This window comes from Novosphingobium sp. MBES04, assembly GCF_000813185.1.
GTDB lineage: Bacteria > Pseudomonadota > Alphaproteobacteria > Sphingomonadales > Sphingomonadaceae > Novosphingobium > Novosphingobium decolorationis.
On the sequence record NZ_DF850489.1, the window covers coordinates 1,661,694 to 1,677,744 of the forward strand.

Sequence of the window (16,051 nt, forward strand, 5' to 3'; positions counted from 1 at the left end):
ATTCCTTTGTGCAGGCAGAGGGGGAGCCGCCCCTTGCGCGGTGCGGCGCATCCGCGTGAAGAGAGGCCGTTCTTTCAATCACCTAGCTGGGTAGCGCAGGGGCAAACGGACAGCCCTGCCCGGCTCCACGGCGCGTTGAGAAGTTCTCACCCTGCCCTTTCGGGAACCCCGGCCCGCTCGCGCGAGAGCGCGGAATAACGCCCCCTCGCGCGCCAGCCCCGCAGATATCCCTAAGGCCCCCAACCCGGCCTTAGCAGGCCCACCGCTAGAGGGGCGATGCCACGAACATTCGGGAGCGGATATGTCTTTACCTGCACAAGGTTCGCCGGTGTGGGGGCGACTGGCCAATGGCGGCCTGTCGCGCCTGCAGACGAGCCACCTGGGCACGCAGATGCTCATGAAGAGGCTGGAACTCAGCCCGGCCCCGGCCAGCGCCAAGGCCACCGAAATCTATAACTATTTCGTCAAGTGGGAGAGGTCCCTTGCAAATGAAGTCGCCCAGCTCAATCGTCTCTGAGGGCGGGGCCATCAACGGCCTCCTGCCTGTCGACACCGTTGTCGATCTCATCAAGGCCGGGGCCAGCCTCAGCCTGGCCGGCCGCAAGGCCGCGCTCGACCGGCTGCCCGCGGGCAACTGGATCGCGGGCACCTCGCCCTACTTCATGACCGCGCAAGGGGGCCGGATCGTCGATGACGACGTGCTCTTCGTGACCGACCTCGGCGCGATCGGCACGGTCACCTTTGCCACCTACGAGGCGCACGAACTGGAGCGTATCTCGGGCGAGGCGCCCGACAACGGCCTGGCGCTTGCCATCATTCCGGGCGGCTCGGCCTGCCACACCGAATTTGCCAAGAACGCGGCGAACTACCCGCTGGCCTTCATGCGCCCGACCGTGGGCTGGATCTCGGGACATGACCTGGAAAAGGAAGGCCATACCCCCTGGGTCTATGACGGCCAGGTTGCCAAGGCCTTCCCCGACCGCGTCGCGGTAGCGCAGCTCACCCTGCCCGACGGCGAGAGCCCGGTGATCGAGATCGTCAACATCTTCGCGCCCGACGGCGGCGACGTGATCCACTTCGAGGAGACCGGCTTCACGCCCGAGTGGTGCACCGTCAACGGCACCCGCCAGCGCTTCTGCGACTACGTGCTGGCGCGGGGCCGCGAGGGATGCGACCTGCCGCTGGTGGGCAACTACGGCGGCGCGCACGTCAACGCCTCGCTCAAGACCATCGATAGCGAAGCTGGCACAGTCGAACTGTTCGCGCCCGTCTTCCCCGGTGTCGACTACGCCTTCGCCGCGCCGGTGGCCGACTATGCGGGCGATTTCCGCCAGGCCCTTGCCGAACATCCCACGGCGGGCACGGTGTGGTCGTGCAACTGCATCCTCAACTTCATGTTCGGCAAGCTGGAGGGCGTGGCCATCGGCGGCGCGGCCGGACCCGTCACCTTCGGCGAGATCGCCTACCAGCTGCTCAACCAGACCATGGTCGTTCTGCGCAAGGAGTGATCCCTTCTCCAGTCCCCGCACACGGCCACGGCGCGCCGGGAGACTTCGGTTTCCCGGCGCGCATTGTTTCGTCGTCTCGCAGCGCCTTTACCGTGCGCGGCACCGCTTCGCGTAAGCCTACCTAAGCCCTTGCTTACGCTAAATTCCACAAGGTCGCGTAGGACCAAGGCTTCGAAATCCAACGAGGCCATGGCATGTCTGAACCGACATCGAAGATGGACATTTCCGAGCGGCTGGAAATGTTCGCACTGACGGAAACCGACCATTCCCGGTTCGGCGGGATCGCGCGGCTCATCTCCCGCGTCGGGCCCGCCGTCCTCGACAAGTTCTATTCCGTAGTGCGGGCCGACCGGCGCCGATCCGCCTTCTTCAAGTCGCAGAGCGTCATGGACCACGCCCGTGCCAAGCAGCTCGACCACTGGGTCGACCTGTTCTCGGGCCGGATCGACAGCAATTACATGGCGCGCGCCGAACGCATCGGGCAGGTCCACGCCCGCATCGGCCTGCCGCCCACGTTCTACATCGGCGCCTATGCGCAGATCCTCGCCGAAGTGATCGAACGCGACATCACCGCCGGGATTGCCGGTCCCCTGATGAAGACCCGTGCCAAGCGGCTGGGCACCCTCCTCAAGGTGGCGCTGCTGGACGTGGACATCGCCACCTCGGCTTATCTTGCCGCGCAGGATCACAGCCGCGAAACCACGCTCTCCTCGCTGTCCGTCGCGCTCGAGACCGTCGCGCAGGGGGATCTCACCACCCAGCTGGGCGAACTGCCCGCCGGTTTCGAGCAGATCCAGTCCGACTTCGCCGCGATGTGCGACTGCATCGCCCAGACCCTGGGCGCGGTCGCCGCCTCCTCCGAGCAGATCCGCGTCGGCGCCTCGGAAATCCGGGCGGCGAGCGATGACCTCTCGCAGCGCACCGAAAGCCAGGCCGCCGCGCTCGAGGAATCGGCCGCCGCGCTCGACCAGCTCACCAACGGCGTGCAGACCTCCGCGCAAGGGGCGAGCGAGGTCAACCGTTCGGTCTCCGAGGCCGAAGCCGAGGCGCGCGAAGGCGGCCAGGTCGTCGAGGAAGCGGTCGAGGCGATGGACGGTATCCAGAAGTCCGCCCAGGAAATCGGCGCCTTCGTCAACGTCATCGATTCGATTGCCTTCCAGACCAACCTCCTCGCGCTGAACGCCGGGGTCGAGGCCGCCCGCGCCGGCGATGCGGGCAAGGGCTTTGCGGTCGTCGCCAACGAAGTGCGCGCGCTCGCGCAGCGCTCGGCGGAAGCGGCGCAGAACATCAAGGACCTCATCGGCTCGTCCGAACAGCAGGTCGGGCGCGGCGTCGCGCTCGTGGGCCGTACTGGCGAGGTGTTCCGCCGCATTGTCGACAAAGTCTCGGGCATCACCGGGCTCGCCGCGCAGATCTCGGAGAACTCGCAGAACCAGGCCGGGCAGCTGGGCCAGGTCAATTCGGCCATTGGCGACATGGACCGCATGACCCAGCAGAACGCAGCCATGGTCGAGGAGACCACCGCGGCCGCACGCAACCTTGCCCAGCAGGCCGAGGACCTTGCCAAGCTGGTGCGCATGTTCAAGCTGGATATCGGCGCGACGGGCGGGAGCCCCTTGAGCGTCGTGCCGCCTGCCTCGGCGCCGGCGCCGCGCGCCCTGCCCGAACCGGCGGCCTATTCCGCGCCGCGCACCTCGGGCGCGCTCGCGCTCAAGCCCGAAGAAGCCACCGACGCCGACTGGGCCGAATTCTGATCAGGACGTGCCCGGCGAGGTCGAACCGCGAATAGCGCGCTTCGGACCGAGCCGGCCACGATCACATGGGCAAGGCGCGCGCTCAGATCCGCGCGACGACCTTATCCATCGCGCGAAGCCCCTTCTCGCTAATATGCACGATCGATCTTCGCCCGTCGCGCGGATCGTCCAGCCGCGTCAACAAGCCCTTGCGCAGCAAGACGTTGAACCAGCGCAGCGCCGTTGTCGGAGCCACGGCCGAGGCGATGCAGACCGACTTCACGCTGCACTCGCGGCCCTGCTGGTGCATCGCGTAGAGATCCAGAAGGATGTCCCAGGTCGGCTCCCCGAACAGGTCCTTGCCCAGGATCTCGTCGCGCAGACGGCGCACGCGGTAGAGGTTCGCGACCGCCTCCAGCCGTGACTTCGGCGTTGCCGGTGCATTCGCGCCTGCCTCCTCCTGCACCTCGAGAAGTTTCGTCAGTTCGTCAATGGCGGCGCGCGCGCGCATCATCGCCACATACCCGTCTTCATTCCGATTATCCATCGACATGCCCACACCACTCTCTCCGAACCACAACGATTAACTGCAGTTAAGCACAAATGAGCCGATCTACTGAATTAAATAAAAACAAGGTTAAATATAGACATATGTCCTAATTTCGCACAGCCATTATGTATACTATTAAACGATCAGTGCGCCGTCTCGCCGCCCTCATCCCTGGCGAACATGTGCAAGGCAAGCGCGATGATCGTGCCCAGCACCAGCCCGAGCAGCGCCGACACCACGGCGTAGGACACCCAGCCGGTCACCCCGCCCAGCGCCCCCGACGCCTGCGCCACCGCGTGCTCGACACCGTGGGCAAAATGCGCCGGAGCCGGCAGGCCCAGCTCCTCGAGGCCATGGAGGATGATGCCCCCGCCGACCCACAGCATCGCCAGCATGCCCACGAAGCTCAGCACCTTGAGTACAATCGGCATCGCCTTCAGCAGGAAACGCCCGACGGCCTGCGCCATTTCGGAAGGCTTGCGCGCCAGGTGCAGGCCAACATCGTCCATCTTCACGATGAGGGCGACCGCGCCATAGACGCAGAAGGTGATGACGAGGCCGACGATGGCCAGCGTGATCGCGCGCGTGACCAGCCCCTCGTCACTCACTTCGGACAGCGCGATCGCCATGATCTCGGCCGAGAGGATGAGGTCGGTGCGGATCGCGCCCTTGGTGCGCGCCTTCTCGAAGGCGACCGGGTCCTTGATCTCGTCCTCCAGCGTCTCGCCATGTTTGGTGCCCGAGAGCTTCTCGATCACCTTTTCCGCGCCCTCGAAGGAGAGGAACAGGCCGCCCGCCATCAGGATCGGGGTGATCGCCTGGGGCAGGAAGGCGCTCAGGACCAGCGCGATGGGGAGCAGGATCACCAGCTTGTTGAAGATCGAGCCCTTGGTGATGCGCCAGATCATCGGCAGTTCGCGGTCGGGCGTGAAGCCGGTGACGTAGCCGGGCGTCACCGCGGCATCGTCGATCACCACGCCCGCGGCCTTGCTCCCCGCCTTGGCCACGCCCGCCCCGACATCGTCGATCGAGGCAGAGGCCGCGCGGGCAATGACCGAAACGTCGTCGAGAAGGGCGACAAGACCGGTGGGCATCGTAAAGGGATCCTCATGAAAAACGGGGCAGAAGGCCCCTCGAGACGACATGCGGGGGATTTTTTCGGCAATCAAGCGAAAGCCGCCGGAACTCGCGCTTTTCCGGGGCCTTTCACCCCATCGCAGCGGCCTTGCGTGCGCCCCCGATCACGAAAAAACGCGAACGGCGCCTTAAAGCTCCCGACGCCTCACCGTTCTTCCCCATGACCGGAGCGAACAACCAAACGCTCTCACAACTTTCTGAAACTGGGGAATTAAATCATGTCTGTCATCAACACCAACATCTCTGCCATCCGTGCTTCGAACGCCTCGATCGCCGCCAACAAGATGCTCGGCGTGTCGATGGAACGCCTCTCGACCGGCAAGCGCATCAACTCGGCCAAGGACGATGCCGCGGGCCTTGCCATCTCGACCTCGATGACCTCGCAGATCCGCGGCATGAGCCAGGGCATGCGCAACGCCAACGACGGCATCAGCCTTGCCCAGACCGCCGACGGCGCGCTTTCGGAAGTCACCAACATGCTCCAGCGTGTTCGTGAACTCGCCATCCAGTCGGCCTCGGGCACCTACCAGGACAGCGACCGCACCGCGATGCAGCAGGAAGTCACCGCGCTGACCGAGCAGCTCGCCGACGTCTTCTCCCAGGCCGAGTTCAACGGCAACACGCTGTTCTCGACTACCTCGGGTACCGACCTGACTTTCGACATCCAGACCGGCGCCAATTCGGGTGAGACGGTCACCCTGACCTCCACCGCGATCAACGGCACGCTGATCGACGCCACGGCGCTCGACGTCTCGACCGCGGCGGCCGCCACGACCACGCTCGACAATGTCGACACTGCGCTCCAGGAAGTGAACGCCACCCGCGCCTCGCTCGGCGCTGGCCAGAACCGCCTCGAATCGGTGGTCAACAACCTCACCAGCACGGTGACCAACCTCTCCGACGCCCGCAGCCGCATCGAGGACGCCGACTACGCGGTGGAAACGACCGCGATGGCCAAGGCGCAGATCCTCAGCCAGGCCTCGACGGCGATGATCGCCCAGGCCAACCAGGCCCAGCAGAACGTGATGAGCCTCCTGCGCTAAGCGCGGCGAGCCTCAGACCAACCAGGTCCCGAAAGCACCCGGTGGGGAATAGTCCCCACCGGGGCAATCGCGTTGCGGCGTGCGAGCCGATGACGCTCAGCGGTCGCCGGGCAGATTGTCAGGCGTCGCAACGGCAGAGGCCGGCGCGCGGGCGCCTCCCTCCCCCTCTTGCAGCACGTCCGCCCGCGTGCGCCCGGCCGGCACGAAGTCCTCCGGGTTGCCCGGTGTTTCGGGCACCAGCCGCCAGACGGTGTTCGACAGGTCATCGCAGATGATGAGCGCGCCGCGCGGATCAAAGGTCACGCCTACCGGACGCCCGCGGGTCAGGCCATCCTCGCCGCGAAAGCCGGTGACGACATCGACCGGATCGCCTGCCGGACGCCCGTTGCTGAAGGGCACGAAGACGACCTTGTAGCCCACCGGATCGCTTCGGTTCCAGCTGCCGTGTTCGCCCACGAAGGCGCCTTGGGCAAAGCGCTCCCCCATGATCGGGGCGGAGAACGCGACCCCCAACGCCGCGACATGGGCGCCCAGCGCGTAGTCAGGCTTGATCGCCGAGGCGACGAGGTCGGGCCGCGCGGGCTTCACGCGGGTATCCACGTTCTGCCCCCAGTAACTGTAGGGCCAGCCGTAGAACGCCCCGTCGCGTACCGAGGTCAGGTAGTCGGGCACAAGATTCGCGCCCAGCTCGTCGCGCTCGTTGGCGACCGCCCAGAGCTCGTCGCTGCCCGGGCGGAAGGCGAGCGCCGTGGGGTTGCGGATGCCGGTGGCGAAGGGGCGGTGCATGCCGGTGCGCGCGTCGATCTGCCAGACCATCGCGCGATCCTCCTCCACGTCCATGCCCCGGTCGCCCACATTGCTGTTCGAGCCGATGCCGACATAGAGGAAACGCCCGTCCGGGCTCGCCGCCAGCGACTTGGTCCAGTGGTGGTTGATCTTCCCGGGCAGCTTGGTGACCCGGATCGGCGGCGCATCGGCCCTGGTCTGCCCGTCCCGGTAGGTAAACCGCACAAGCTCGCCCTGGTTGGCGACGTAGATCATGCCCTTCGCGAAGGCGAGGCCATAGGGCGCGTCGAGCCCGTCGGCAAAGACACTGCGCGCCTCGTAGGTGCCATCGCCATCGGCATCGCGCAGCAGCGTCAGGCGGTTTCCGCCCTCCACGGAGGTCTTGCCCTTGGCCTTGATGTAGCCTGCGATGATGTCCTTGGGTCGAAGCTTGGGCGCATGGCCGCCGCTGCCCTCGGCAACCAGGATATCGCCATTGGGCAGCACCAGTGTCTGGCGCGGCACCTTGAGGTCGGTGGCGATGGCGGTGATCGTGTAGCCTTCGGGCACCTGCGGCCGGGCATCGCCCCAGGACGCGGGATTGGCGATCTCCATGTTGGGCAGAAGTCCGCGCTGCTTTTCGGGAAGCTGCGGGTTCTCGCCATACTCGGGCGCCTCGCTGCCGCCCGAACAGGCCGCGAGCGCCGCGCAGGCCGCGAGCGTGCCGAAGTAGGAACCTGCCCTCATGCCGTCTCTCCCTTGCGCAGCGTGGCAAAGCCGAACCAGACCGCGACAAGCGCCAGGCCTGTCACAAGGATCGAGAGGACAAGGCCGGTTGGCATCGAGGCCCAGCCGTCCTTGGCGTGAATGAAGGAATTGACGAGCCCGATGGCAAAAGTCGCCACCACCAGCACCAGGTAGATGATGCCCCGGCCAAGGCCGCGAATGGTATCCACCAGCGCGAACACCAGCGCCAGCCCCAGGAACAGGAGCGCACCGGCGTTGAGCCAGGAGGCAAAGTTGGTCCACTGCACCTCGTAGCTGGCGGCATAGGCCCAGTCGCTCAGCAGCGTGCCCGCAAAGAGCGGCAGGGATCCGGCCAGAAGTGCAGCGTGCACCGGGTGCAGCGCGCGCGCCGGAGCGGGACGAAATCGATGAGAAGGAGGCATGGCGGCGATCCCATGTCAGGAGGAGGAAATGGCCGGGCTGCGCCAAGGGCGCCGCGCACAGCGACACCCCCTCACAAAGCGAGAACGACCGCCTTGTTCCAAACACCCTTCAAAATCGCCGGAATTCAATAGACTTGCGGAGGTTTCCTCGCAGAAACGGAGAGGAAAGAAGTAGGTAGATTCAAGGGGTCATCACCCCTTGCCCCCCAAATGGGCTACCTCACCCTTCTCAGCCGAGGTAGCGCGCGGGACGTGAGGTGGATGGTATCGGGAGCCCGAGGGCGATGGCCCTCGGACCTGATTATTCTTCTTTGGACCGAACCTCAGAATTCGACTTCAAGTTCTTCCATTTCCTCAGGTTCGGCCTTGGCTGCGGCGATCCACTCGGCCATCGGCGCCCACTCGGTGATGGTCTTGCAGTAGGCAAGGCACGGCGCGGAAACGGCGACCGCATAGGTAAGGAAGCGGGTGGCGACGGGCGCGTACATGGCATCGGCCACGGTGGGGTGCTCGCCGAAGAGGAACGGGCCGCCATAGGTTTCGAGGCACTCGGTCCAGACCGCCTCGACCCGCTCGATGTCAGGGCGCGCGCCCGAGAAGACGGGAAAGCTGTCGTGGCGCACCTTGAGGTTCATCGGCAGCGCCGAGCGCAGGTTGGTGAAACCCGAATGGATCTCGCCCGAGACCGAGCGGCAGTGGGCGCGCGCGATGCGGTCTTCAGGGAAGAGGTGGGCATCGGGGCATTCCTCATTCAGGAACTCGGCAATGGCGAGGACATCCCACACGCTCGCCCCATCGTAGGTAAGGCGCGGCACCAGCACCGAGGGCGAGAGCAGGAGCAGTTCGGCCCGGTTGTTGGCATCGTTGGGCGCGGGCTTCTCGATCACCTCGAGCCCGGCCAGGCGGCACATCAGCCAGCCGCGCAGCGACCAGGCCGAATAGGTCTTGCTGGAGATCGTGAGAGTTGCCTTCTCGGGCACCTTGGCCCCTGCCTTCACCTTGCCATCAGGCGTGGACGCCGTCTCAACCATGGCTCGTATCCTTCTTCCTCGTCTGGCCGCTCACCGGAGAGCCTATCACTCCTGCGGGCTTGACGCACTGCGGAAATGCCTCTCTTACGAAAGGCGGTTTCGCTTGCATCCGGCAATGATGCAGCGCAGCATGACGGGTGCATCGTGCCTGCGCAAGGGCGTGGCGTCACCCGGCAACGGAGCGCGGCGCATGACGCGCGGGACACTCGCGGAAGACAAGGGATAAGCCCCATGCTTTACGACGCCTATGAGGCCACCAACGATCTCCTCGCCCCCTCGCGGTTTGCCGCGAAGATGGCGCGGCGCTTCCGCGACGAGGCGCTCGATGGCGCGAAAGACATGCCCTTTGCCCGCCGCCTCTTCGCGCTGGCCGAAGTCTACGAAAAGGCCGCGATCACGCACACGCGCCCGTCCTACGGGATCGACAGCGTACCCTGCGGCAACCGGGAGACGCCGGTTGTCGAGGAAGTGCTCATGGACCTGCCCTTCGGCGACCTCCTCCACTTCGCCAAGCCCGATGTCGCGGTGCCCCAGCCCAAGGTGCTGATCGTGGCGCCGATCTCGGGCCACTTCTCGACCCTTTTGCGCAACACGGTCGAGACCATGCTGTGCGACCACGACGTCTACATCACCGACTGGAAGAACGCGCGCGACGTGCCGCTGTCCGCCGGCGATTTCGGGCTCGACGACTATATCGACTACATCATCACCTTCCTGCAGGAGCTGGGCGATCCGGTCGCGCGCAAGGGGGCCAACGTGCTGGCCGTATGCCAGCCTTGCGTCCCCGTGCTGGCTGCGGTGGCGATCATGGCGGGCGACGATGACCCCTGCCAGCCGCGCACAATGACGCTGATGGGCGGGCCGATCGACGTGCGCGAATCGCCTACGCTGGTGAACGAGCTTGCGACCACCAATTCTTACGACTGGTTCGCCGCGAACATGATCCAGACCGTGCCCTGGCGCCATCGCGGGGCCGGGCGGCGGGTCTATCCCGGCTTCCTCCAGCTCACCGCCTTCATGTCGATGAACATGGGTCGCCACATCGACCAGTTCCGCAAGCTCTACCAGGCGCTCGCCGACGAGGACACCGCCGCCGTCACCAAGATCGAGAGCTTCTACGACGAGTACTTCGCGGTGCTCGACCTCACCGAGGAGTTCTACCTCGAGACCATCGACAAGGTGTTCCAGCGCGCGCTCCTTGCCAAGGGCGAGCTGACCTTCCGGGGCGAGCCGGTGGACTGCGGCGCGATCCGCAAGACCGCCCTCCTCACCGTCGAGGGGGAGCGTGACGATATCTGCGCGGTGGGCCAGACCGCGGCCGCGCACCTCCTGTGCACGAGCCTGCGCCCGCACCTGAAGCAGCACCACCTCCAGCCGGGCGTGGGCCACTACGGCACCTTCTCGGGCTCGAAGTGGGAAAAGCAGGTCTACCCCCAGGTCAAGAACCTGATCCTTGCGATGAACTGATCGCCGCCCCTGCACACCGCTGGGACAATTTGTCCCGGCGATCATCGCCTTGCCCCGCGTGACAGGCCCTGTGTTCCACGCTAGGCGCATGACCGCCATGTACGCCCTTCGCTCCTTCCTTGCGCGCCACCTCTGGCTCTTCGCGCTCGTGATCGCGATGGCGCTGGCCATGAAGGCGCTGGTTCCGGCGGGCTTCATGATCGAGAGCGCGGGCGCGAAGGTCCTCACCGTCGAAATCTGCGACAGCCAGGGCCACACCCGCCTCCAGAAGATCGCGCTTCCGGGCAAGCCCGACACCTCTTCGCAGCAGCAGCACGCCAAGGCGGCGAAGGAATGCCCCTTCACCGCGCTCTCCGCCCATGCCCTGGGCAATGCGGACCCCGCGCTGCTGGCGCTGGCGCTCGCCTTCATCCTGGCGCTGGGCTTCCTGCCCACGCCGCCACTGCGGCTGATCCGGGCCCGCTACTGGACCCCGCCGCTGCGCGCCCCGCCCCACCTGTCCTGATCCCCTGAGCCCCGCACCACACGTCGGGGCCTCTTCCTCGCGAACATCGCCCCCGCGCTGCGCCGCCTCGTGCGGCCGCGCAGCGCTGTTCGCCCGATCTTAGCCTTCAGGACATTCCATCATCATGCAGACCTCTTTCGTGCGCGCTGCGCGCACCGCTCTTTACGCCAGCACCGTCCTCGCCCCCGCCCTTGGTGCCGTCACCGCCGCGAAAGCCGACGAGGCCCCGCCCCCGCTCACCGTGGTCGAGGGCCACATGCCCGATCCCACCGTGGTCGGATCGCACCTTTCCGAGCAGGACCTCCATGAAAAGGGCGCCGCGGCCAGCGACACCGCGCAGGTCCTTGCGCGCATCGCGGGGGTCTCGGCCAACACCGGCGGCGGCTTTTCGGCCATGCCCGCGATCCGTGGCCTCTCCGAGCAGCGCCTGCGCATCACCGTCGATGGCCAGCCGATCGACATGGCCTGCCCCAACGACATGAACTCGCCGCTCTCCTATACGAACCCGCAGACGCTGGCCGCGCTGACCGTGATCCCGGGCGTTTCCCCGGTGAGCCTGGGCGGTGACACCATCGGTGGCGTGATTGCCGCCGAGAGCGCAGTCCCGGTCTTCGCGAAGGACGGATCGCTTCTGGTGACCGGCCGCGCGGCGGGCTACTACCGCTCGAACGGCAACGCCTTTGGCACCTCGGTTTCGCTGACACTGGCGGGCGAGAACCTCTCGGCCACTTACACCGGCGCCTACACCCAGTCCGACAATTACAAGGCGGGCGGGCACCTGGGCACCGTCCATTCCAGCGAATACGCCAAGACCGACCACGCGCTGACCCTTGCGCTGCGCACCGAGGCGGGCCTCATCGAGCTCAAGGGTGGCTACCAATATAGCCCCTACGAAGGCTTCGTGAACCAGTCGATGGACATGACCGACAACCGCTCGTGGTTCGTGCAGGGACGCTTCCGGGGGGAGTACGACTGGGGCAAGGCCGACCTTTCGGCGAGCTACCGCGACACCGACCACACGATGAACTTCCTGGAGGACAAGCTCCCCGGCTCCATGCCGATGGAAACGCGCGTCCACACCTTCACCAGCGCGGCGAAATTCGAGATCCCGGTGAACGAGCACCATGTCCTGAAAACCGGGCTCGAATACCACCACCAGTGGCTCAACGACTGGTGGCCGCCGGTCGAAGGCTCGATGATGATGGGCCCCAACGCCTTCGTGAACATCAACGAGGGATCGCGCAACCGCCTGGGCGCCTACGGCGAATGGACCGGCGACTGGACCTCCAATCTCACCACCACGCTGGGCCTGCGCTATGACCGGGTGGAGATGAACACCGGCGATGTCGCCCCTTATGGCACGGGCATGATGCAGGCCGCCGACGTCGCTGCCGCCGCCGCCTTCAACGCCGCCGACCGACGCCGCACCGACAACAACTGGTCGGGCTCGGCCCTCGTGCGCTGGACGCCAAGCGCGGCGCTTTCGGTCGAACTGGGCTATGCCCACAAGGTACGCTCACCCAACCTCTACGAGCGCTACACCTGGGGGCGCGGATCGATGGCGAGCCGCATGATCGGCTGGTACGGCGATGGCAACGGCTATGTCGGCGACATCGCGCTCGATCCCGAACGCGCCGATACCTTCAGCGCCGCCTTCGCGCTCTCCCCGGCAAAGGACGTGCACCTGAAGGTCTCGCCCTACTACACGCACGTGAACGACTATATCGACGCGAACGTGATCGGCACGCTCAGCGAACGCGCCGTCCAGCTCCAGTTCGCCAACACCGATGCCGAGTTCTACGGCGTGGATGTCTCGGCCGACGCGGTCCTCCAGGGCAGCGCCGAACAGGGGACCCTGCTCACCGCAACGCTGGCCTATGTCCATGGCGAGAACACCGGGGCCGACGCGCCGCTCTACCACCAGATGCCGCTCAACGCCGCGCTCGCCCTCACCCACCGGACCGGCGCGCTGGAGCTGACCGGCGGCGTCGAGTGGGTGGACCGCAAGGACCGCGTCGACACCCGCCGCAACGAGCCCGAGACTTCGGCCTATGCCCTCGTCAACCTCGGCGCGGCCTATACCCTGCAAGGCTAGCGCCTCGGGATCGAGGCCACCAACCTCTTCGACAAGGGCTACTACCTGCCGCTTGGCGGCATGGCGCTGGGCGACCTTGCCGCGACCGACACTTGGCGCCCGGTCGCCGGACAAGGCCGCAGCGTGAACCTGTCGATCTCGACCGCGTTCTGATCGTTTCAGGCCAGACGAAAAAGGGGCGCGCCCGAACCACCGGCGCGCCCCTTTCGTGTTGCCTCAGATCACCTGGTCAGTTGGCGAGCGGCGCGGCGGCCGAGGCGTCCACCGGAAGCCCGCCCAACTGGTCGACCAGCTTGGTGTAGGCGTCGAGATAGGCCAGGACGATGATCTGGCCGATCTGCGTATTCTGGTACCCGCTCGCACCGGCCCCGGCGAAAGCCCCTCCGAATGAGGCCCCCGCGCCTGCGCCATTGAAGCTGACATCGGACTTGCGCGCATAGCCCTCGGTCAGGGCCTCCTCGACCGTGGTGCGGGCATTCACCACCGAGAGGGTTACGTTGGCCTCGCCCTTGCGCACGTTGAGGCCTTCGGCCATCCGGCCCACGCCGCGCCCGAAGATGCCACCGACACCGCCGAGCACGCCGCCCAGCGCGTTGCCGCCCGAATTCTTGTTGGTCGAGACGATGTCGGGCTGCAGGAAGTAGTCCGCTGCACGGATCTGTCCCTTGCCGATGTTCGATCCCGCCTGAAGCTCGCCCTGTTCGGCCAGCGCGCGTTCCATCGCGCTGTTCTCCAGCGAGCGCCCCCGATTGACCAGCGTGAAACAGCGCGACTTCTGCACGAAGACGCGCAGGATCGCCTCGGGACTGCCCAGGCTGTACTCGCGCCACCACTTCACGTCCGGCTCGATGATGGACACGGTGCCCAGGTTCTTCTGGCAGACCGGGATCTGCTGCTGCCCCTGCTCCTGCTGCTTGCGCGCCGAGGAGGTCCCTTGCGCGAACGCCGGCGCGGTCATGCCGCACACCGCCGCCGCGGCCATTACCCAAGCCCATTTCGTCATGTCGATATCCTTTCCTCCCGCAAAAATGGCCTGACGCACCAATAGCCGCAACAAAATACGGGACATGACGGTGTTTTCACACCTCTCAAAAGTATAAATTCGTGAATTTATACATGACTTACTTAAGGCCACCTTGCTCATGCACGCCGGAAAGGATCGGCCCTGCTGCATTCCCGAGGTATTACGGGGCCAGGCTCGCCTCGCCCGGCAACTGCGAGCGGATACGGACCGTCACCGCAGCGAAGGCCCGGCCACAAAGCATTTTCCTACCCCCCTTGCCCCAGGGTAGGACGGTAAGCATGTCCCTGCGCGTCCCGCGCGCGGCGGGAATGGCGGTCTCGGGGCATGGCCGGACGTGTGGCGCATGGGGGCAGATGTAAAAAATGCCTTCGGCAAGAGGGTCTGGCAGTGGCCCTCGCGGGGCGCGGGTTCCGCCTCCTTACGGCGAGGCCCTGGCTCACCCCCGCAGCCATGACCGTGCGATGCGCAAGAAGTACTGGGCGAATTGGCAAGACTTGATACTTTGATGATCTTCATGACCATTCGACGATGCGGGGCATTTCATGTTGAGACGGCGGCTGGTGCCAATTCCGGCAATCGTGATGGCGGCGTTTTTCGTGAGCGCTGCGTCCGATGACGACCCGATCATCGTCGAAAGATCTCGTGAAACGAATGTCGTTGCTGCCGGGGAGTGGGAAGTGCGGATCTCGCGTTCCTATCGCTTCGGCAAGAGCCTGGACGGAAAGAACGATACGCGAGCGCTCGGCCAGGAGCGCACGTTCAAGTTCTGTCTGCACGACACGCAGATTGAGCTGTTTGTCCGGCAACTGGTGGGCGAGGGGCAGTCGGACGCCGCCTCGAGCACCACGTGCCGCCCCATGCGCATGGACATAAGGGACGGGCACGTTCATGCGTCCCAGGTCTGCAACGGGGGAAGCGTCAGCGTTGAAGACCCGGAGACCAATCGGACCTCGACGCAACCCTCCAGATTGCACCTGAATGTCGATGGGGCATTCGATGACGCTTCGCTCAAGATCGATTTCGAGAGCCGGCGAGAACTTTTGGCGCGTGATGGTCTTGCTGCCCACCACCCCGATCTGATGCGCTGGTCCATCGCTGGCCGGAAAATGGGCGGGTGCTGAAACTCGCCTGGCATCGACGGCTTCATGCGCAAGGCCCGGCCGCACAGCAGTAAGGCGCAGACGGATAGGGGGACAGATGACACCTTTCCCCCTGGACAGTGTCAACTGTGTCAACCTGCGTGTCACCCTTCCGCGTCATCCATTGGCCCCGGGAATGTGCGAAGGCGACTTGCATTTGGCCCGCAATCGGCTAAAGGCGCCGCTTCCCACGCGTTCGCACACGGATTCGCGGGAAACGTGAAGAAAGCCGGAGGGGCCCCGCAATGGTGCGGCAAGCCAGCGATCGGTTAGACAGATAAAGGAAGCTGCAGTGCCGCTTTACGAGCACGTGTTCCTGGCGCGCCAGGATCTGAGCCAGTCGCAGGTTGATGCGCTGGCCGCCGCCGCCACCGAGATCGTCGAGAGCCACGAGGGCAAGGTCACCAAGACCGAGACCTGGGGCCTCAAGAACCTCGCCTACAAGATCAAGCGTAACCGCAAGGCTCACTTCGTGATGCTGAACATCGAGTGCCCCGGCGACACCATCGCCGAACTCGAGCGCCAGACGCAGATCAACGAAGACGTCATCCGCTACATGACCATCAAGGTCGAAGAGCACGAAGGCGGCCCTTCGGTCCAGATGCGCAAGAACGACCGCGACAACCGTCGCCGTCGCGACCGGGAGAACTGATCCATGGCACGTGCATTCTTCCGCCGCCGCAAGTCCTGCCCGTTCTCGGGCAAGAACGCGCCCAAGATCGACTACAAGGACGTGCGTCTCCTCCAGGGCTTCATGTCCGAGCGTGGCAAGATCGTTCCCAGCCGCATCACCGCGGTGTCCGCCAAGAAGCAGCGTGAGCTGAGCCAGGCCATCAAGCGCGCCCGGCACATCGGCCTGCTGCCCTTCATCGTCAAGTAAGGGAG

General features: G+C 65.6%; 16 protein-coding genes. 10 read left to right on the top strand and 6 right to left on the bottom strand.

Going from position 1 to position 16,051, the window contains the following annotated elements; translation table 11 throughout:
* Window positions 1–301 precede the first annotated feature (301 nt).
* From MBENS4_RS21250 to MBENS4_RS21260, 3 genes are all read left to right on the top strand, one after another.
* Complete coding sequence (locus MBENS4_RS21250) at window positions 302–517, top strand: hypothetical protein (protein ID WP_039394532.1); 216 nt, start codon at window positions 302–304, stop codon at window positions 515–517.
* On the top strand, window positions 489–1,508 hold the full coding sequence (locus MBENS4_RS21255; RefSeq protein WP_039394535.1) for a DUF6976 family protein: 1,020 nt from the start codon (window positions 489–491) through the stop codon (window positions 1,506–1,508). The genes MBENS4_RS21250 and MBENS4_RS21255 overlap by 29 nt, the downstream gene beginning before the upstream one ends.
* A gap of 194 nt (window positions 1,509–1,702) precedes the next feature.
* On the top strand, window positions 1,703–3,262 hold the full coding sequence (locus MBENS4_RS21260; protein ID WP_039394538.1) for a globin-coupled sensor protein: 1,560 nt from the start codon (window positions 1,703–1,705) through the stop codon (window positions 3,260–3,262).
* A gap of 82 nt (window positions 3,263–3,344) precedes the next feature.
* On the opposite strand, the gene MBENS4_RS21265 is transcribed toward MBENS4_RS21260, so the two are convergent.
* Both MBENS4_RS21265 and MBENS4_RS21270 read right to left on the bottom strand, forming a co-directional pair.
* Window positions 3,345–3,788: a MarR family transcriptional regulator gene (locus tag MBENS4_RS21265; protein ID WP_144401026.1), complete on the bottom strand. Its 444-nt coding sequence runs from the start codon at window positions 3,786–3,788 to the stop codon at window positions 3,345–3,347.
* A gap of 146 nt (window positions 3,789–3,934) precedes the next feature.
* Window positions 3,935–4,885 carry a DUF808 domain-containing protein gene (locus MBENS4_RS21270; protein ID WP_039394541.1) on the bottom strand — a complete coding sequence of 317 codons (951 nt, stop codon included), beginning with the start codon at window positions 4,883–4,885 and terminating at the stop codon, window positions 3,935–3,937.
* 261 nt (window positions 4,886–5,146) lie between these two features.
* On the opposite strand from MBENS4_RS21270, the gene MBENS4_RS21275 reads away from it, so the two are divergent.
* Window positions 5,147–5,971 (top strand): flagellin N-terminal helical domain-containing protein, encoded by an 825-nt coding sequence (locus MBENS4_RS21275; RefSeq protein WP_039394544.1) that lies wholly within the window; start codon window positions 5,147–5,149, stop codon window positions 5,969–5,971.
* 96 nt (window positions 5,972–6,067) lie between these two features.
* On the opposite strand, the gene MBENS4_RS21280 is transcribed toward MBENS4_RS21275, so the two are convergent.
* The 3 genes from MBENS4_RS21280 to MBENS4_RS21290 form a co-directional block, all read right to left on the bottom strand.
* Complete coding sequence (locus MBENS4_RS21280; RefSeq protein ID WP_052322595.1) at window positions 6,068–7,483, bottom strand: PQQ-dependent sugar dehydrogenase; 1,416 nt, start codon at window positions 7,481–7,483, stop codon at window positions 6,068–6,070.
* Entirely contained in the window at window positions 7,480–7,905 is a 426-nt protein-coding gene (locus tag MBENS4_RS21285) for a DUF2231 domain-containing protein (protein WP_039394547.1), read from the bottom strand. Before MBENS4_RS21285 ends, MBENS4_RS21280 begins: the two co-directional genes overlap by 4 nt.
* A gap of 323 nt (window positions 7,906–8,228) precedes the next feature.
* Complete coding sequence (locus MBENS4_RS21290) at window positions 8,229–8,936, bottom strand: glutathione S-transferase (RefSeq protein WP_084592276.1); 708 nt, start codon at window positions 8,934–8,936, stop codon at window positions 8,229–8,231.
* Between the two features lie 231 nt (window positions 8,937–9,167).
* Between MBENS4_RS21290 and MBENS4_RS21295 the strand changes: the two genes are divergently transcribed.
* From MBENS4_RS21295 to MBENS4_RS21305, 3 genes are all read left to right on the top strand, one after another.
* Window positions 9,168–10,403 (top strand): polyhydroxyalkanoate depolymerase, encoded by a 1,236-nt coding sequence (locus MBENS4_RS21295; protein ID WP_039394550.1) that lies wholly within the window; start codon window positions 9,168–9,170, stop codon window positions 10,401–10,403.
* Window positions 10,404–10,491: 88 nt separating this feature from the next.
* Window positions 10,492–10,908 (top strand): DUF2946 family protein, encoded by a 417-nt coding sequence (locus tag MBENS4_RS21300; protein WP_084592277.1) that lies wholly within the window; start codon window positions 10,492–10,494, stop codon window positions 10,906–10,908.
* 124 nt (window positions 10,909–11,032) lie between these two features.
* On the top strand, window positions 11,033–13,003 hold the full coding sequence (locus tag MBENS4_RS21305) for a TonB-dependent receptor plug domain-containing protein (protein ID WP_242405038.1): 1,971 nt from the start codon (window positions 11,033–11,035) through the stop codon (window positions 13,001–13,003).
* Window positions 13,004–13,232: 229 nt separating this feature from the next.
* Here MBENS4_RS21305 and MBENS4_RS21310 read toward each other — a convergent pair whose 3' ends face one another.
* A complete protein-coding gene (locus MBENS4_RS21310) occupies window positions 13,233–14,006 on the bottom strand; it encodes a CsgG/HfaB family protein (RefSeq protein WP_039394554.1) in 774 nt (257 codons plus the stop codon).
* A gap of 602 nt (window positions 14,007–14,608) precedes the next feature.
* Between MBENS4_RS21310 and MBENS4_RS21315 the strand changes: the two genes are divergently transcribed.
* From MBENS4_RS21315 to rpsR, 3 genes are all read left to right on the top strand, one after another.
* Window positions 14,609–15,148: a hypothetical protein gene (locus MBENS4_RS21315; protein ID WP_144401027.1), complete on the top strand. Its 540-nt coding sequence runs from the start codon at window positions 14,609–14,611 to the stop codon at window positions 15,146–15,148.
* Between the two features lie 310 nt (window positions 15,149–15,458).
* Window positions 15,459–15,818: a 30S ribosomal protein S6 gene (rpsF, locus tag MBENS4_RS21320; protein ID WP_039394560.1), complete on the top strand. Its 360-nt coding sequence runs from the start codon at window positions 15,459–15,461 to the stop codon at window positions 15,816–15,818.
* 3 nt (window positions 15,819–15,821) lie between these two features.
* The gene (gene rpsR / locus MBENS4_RS21325) at window positions 15,822–16,046 is read left to right on the top strand and encodes a 30S ribosomal protein S18 (protein ID WP_039284546.1); all 225 of its coding nucleotides are present in this window, start codon (window positions 15,822–15,824) and stop codon (window positions 16,044–16,046) included.
* Window positions 16,047–16,051: the final 5 nt, after the last annotated feature.

Bases quoted from the DNA above. Each gene is read 5' to 3' on its own strand.
- MBENS4_RS21250 (WP_039394532.1), top strand. From the start codon at position 302: ATGTCTTTACCTGCACAAGGTTCGCCGGTGTGGGGGCGACTGGCCAAT.
- MBENS4_RS21255 (WP_039394535.1), top strand. From the start codon at position 489: ATGAAGTCGCCCAGCTCAATCGTCTCTGAGGGCGGGGCCATCAACGGC.
- MBENS4_RS21260 (WP_039394538.1), top strand. From the start codon at position 1,703: ATGTCTGAACCGACATCGAAGATGGACATTTCCGAGCGGCTGGAAATG.
- MBENS4_RS21265 (WP_144401026.1), bottom strand. From the start codon at position 3,788: ATGGATAATCGGAATGAAGACGGGTATGTGGCGATGATGCGCGCGCGC.
- MBENS4_RS21270 (WP_039394541.1), bottom strand. From the start codon at position 4,885: ATGCCCACCGGTCTTGTCGCCCTTCTCGACGACGTTTCGGTCATTGCC.
- MBENS4_RS21275 (WP_039394544.1), top strand. From the start codon at position 5,147: ATGTCTGTCATCAACACCAACATCTCTGCCATCCGTGCTTCGAACGCC.
- MBENS4_RS21280 (WP_052322595.1), bottom strand. From the start codon at position 7,483: ATGAGGGCAGGTTCCTACTTCGGCACGCTCGCGGCCTGCGCGGCGCTC.
- MBENS4_RS21285 (WP_039394547.1), bottom strand. From the start codon at position 7,905: ATGCCTCCTTCTCATCGATTTCGTCCCGCTCCGGCGCGCGCGCTGCAC.
- MBENS4_RS21290 (WP_084592276.1), bottom strand. From the start codon at position 8,936: ATGGTTGAGACGGCGTCCACGCCTGATGGCAAGGTGAAGGCAGGGGCC.
- MBENS4_RS21295 (WP_039394550.1), top strand. From the start codon at position 9,168: ATGCTTTACGACGCCTATGAGGCCACCAACGATCTCCTCGCCCCCTCG.
- MBENS4_RS21300 (WP_084592277.1), top strand. From the start codon at position 10,492: ATGACCGCCATGTACGCCCTTCGCTCCTTCCTTGCGCGCCACCTCTGG.
- MBENS4_RS21305 (WP_242405038.1), top strand. From the start codon at position 11,033: ATGCAGACCTCTTTCGTGCGCGCTGCGCGCACCGCTCTTTACGCCAGC.
- MBENS4_RS21310 (WP_039394554.1), bottom strand. From the start codon at position 14,006: ATGACGAAATGGGCTTGGGTAATGGCCGCGGCGGCGGTGTGCGGCATG.
- MBENS4_RS21315 (WP_144401027.1), top strand. From the start codon at position 14,609: ATGGCGGCGTTTTTCGTGAGCGCTGCGTCCGATGACGACCCGATCATC.
- rpsR (WP_039284546.1), top strand. From the start codon at position 15,822: ATGGCACGTGCATTCTTCCGCCGCCGCAAGTCCTGCCCGTTCTCGGGC.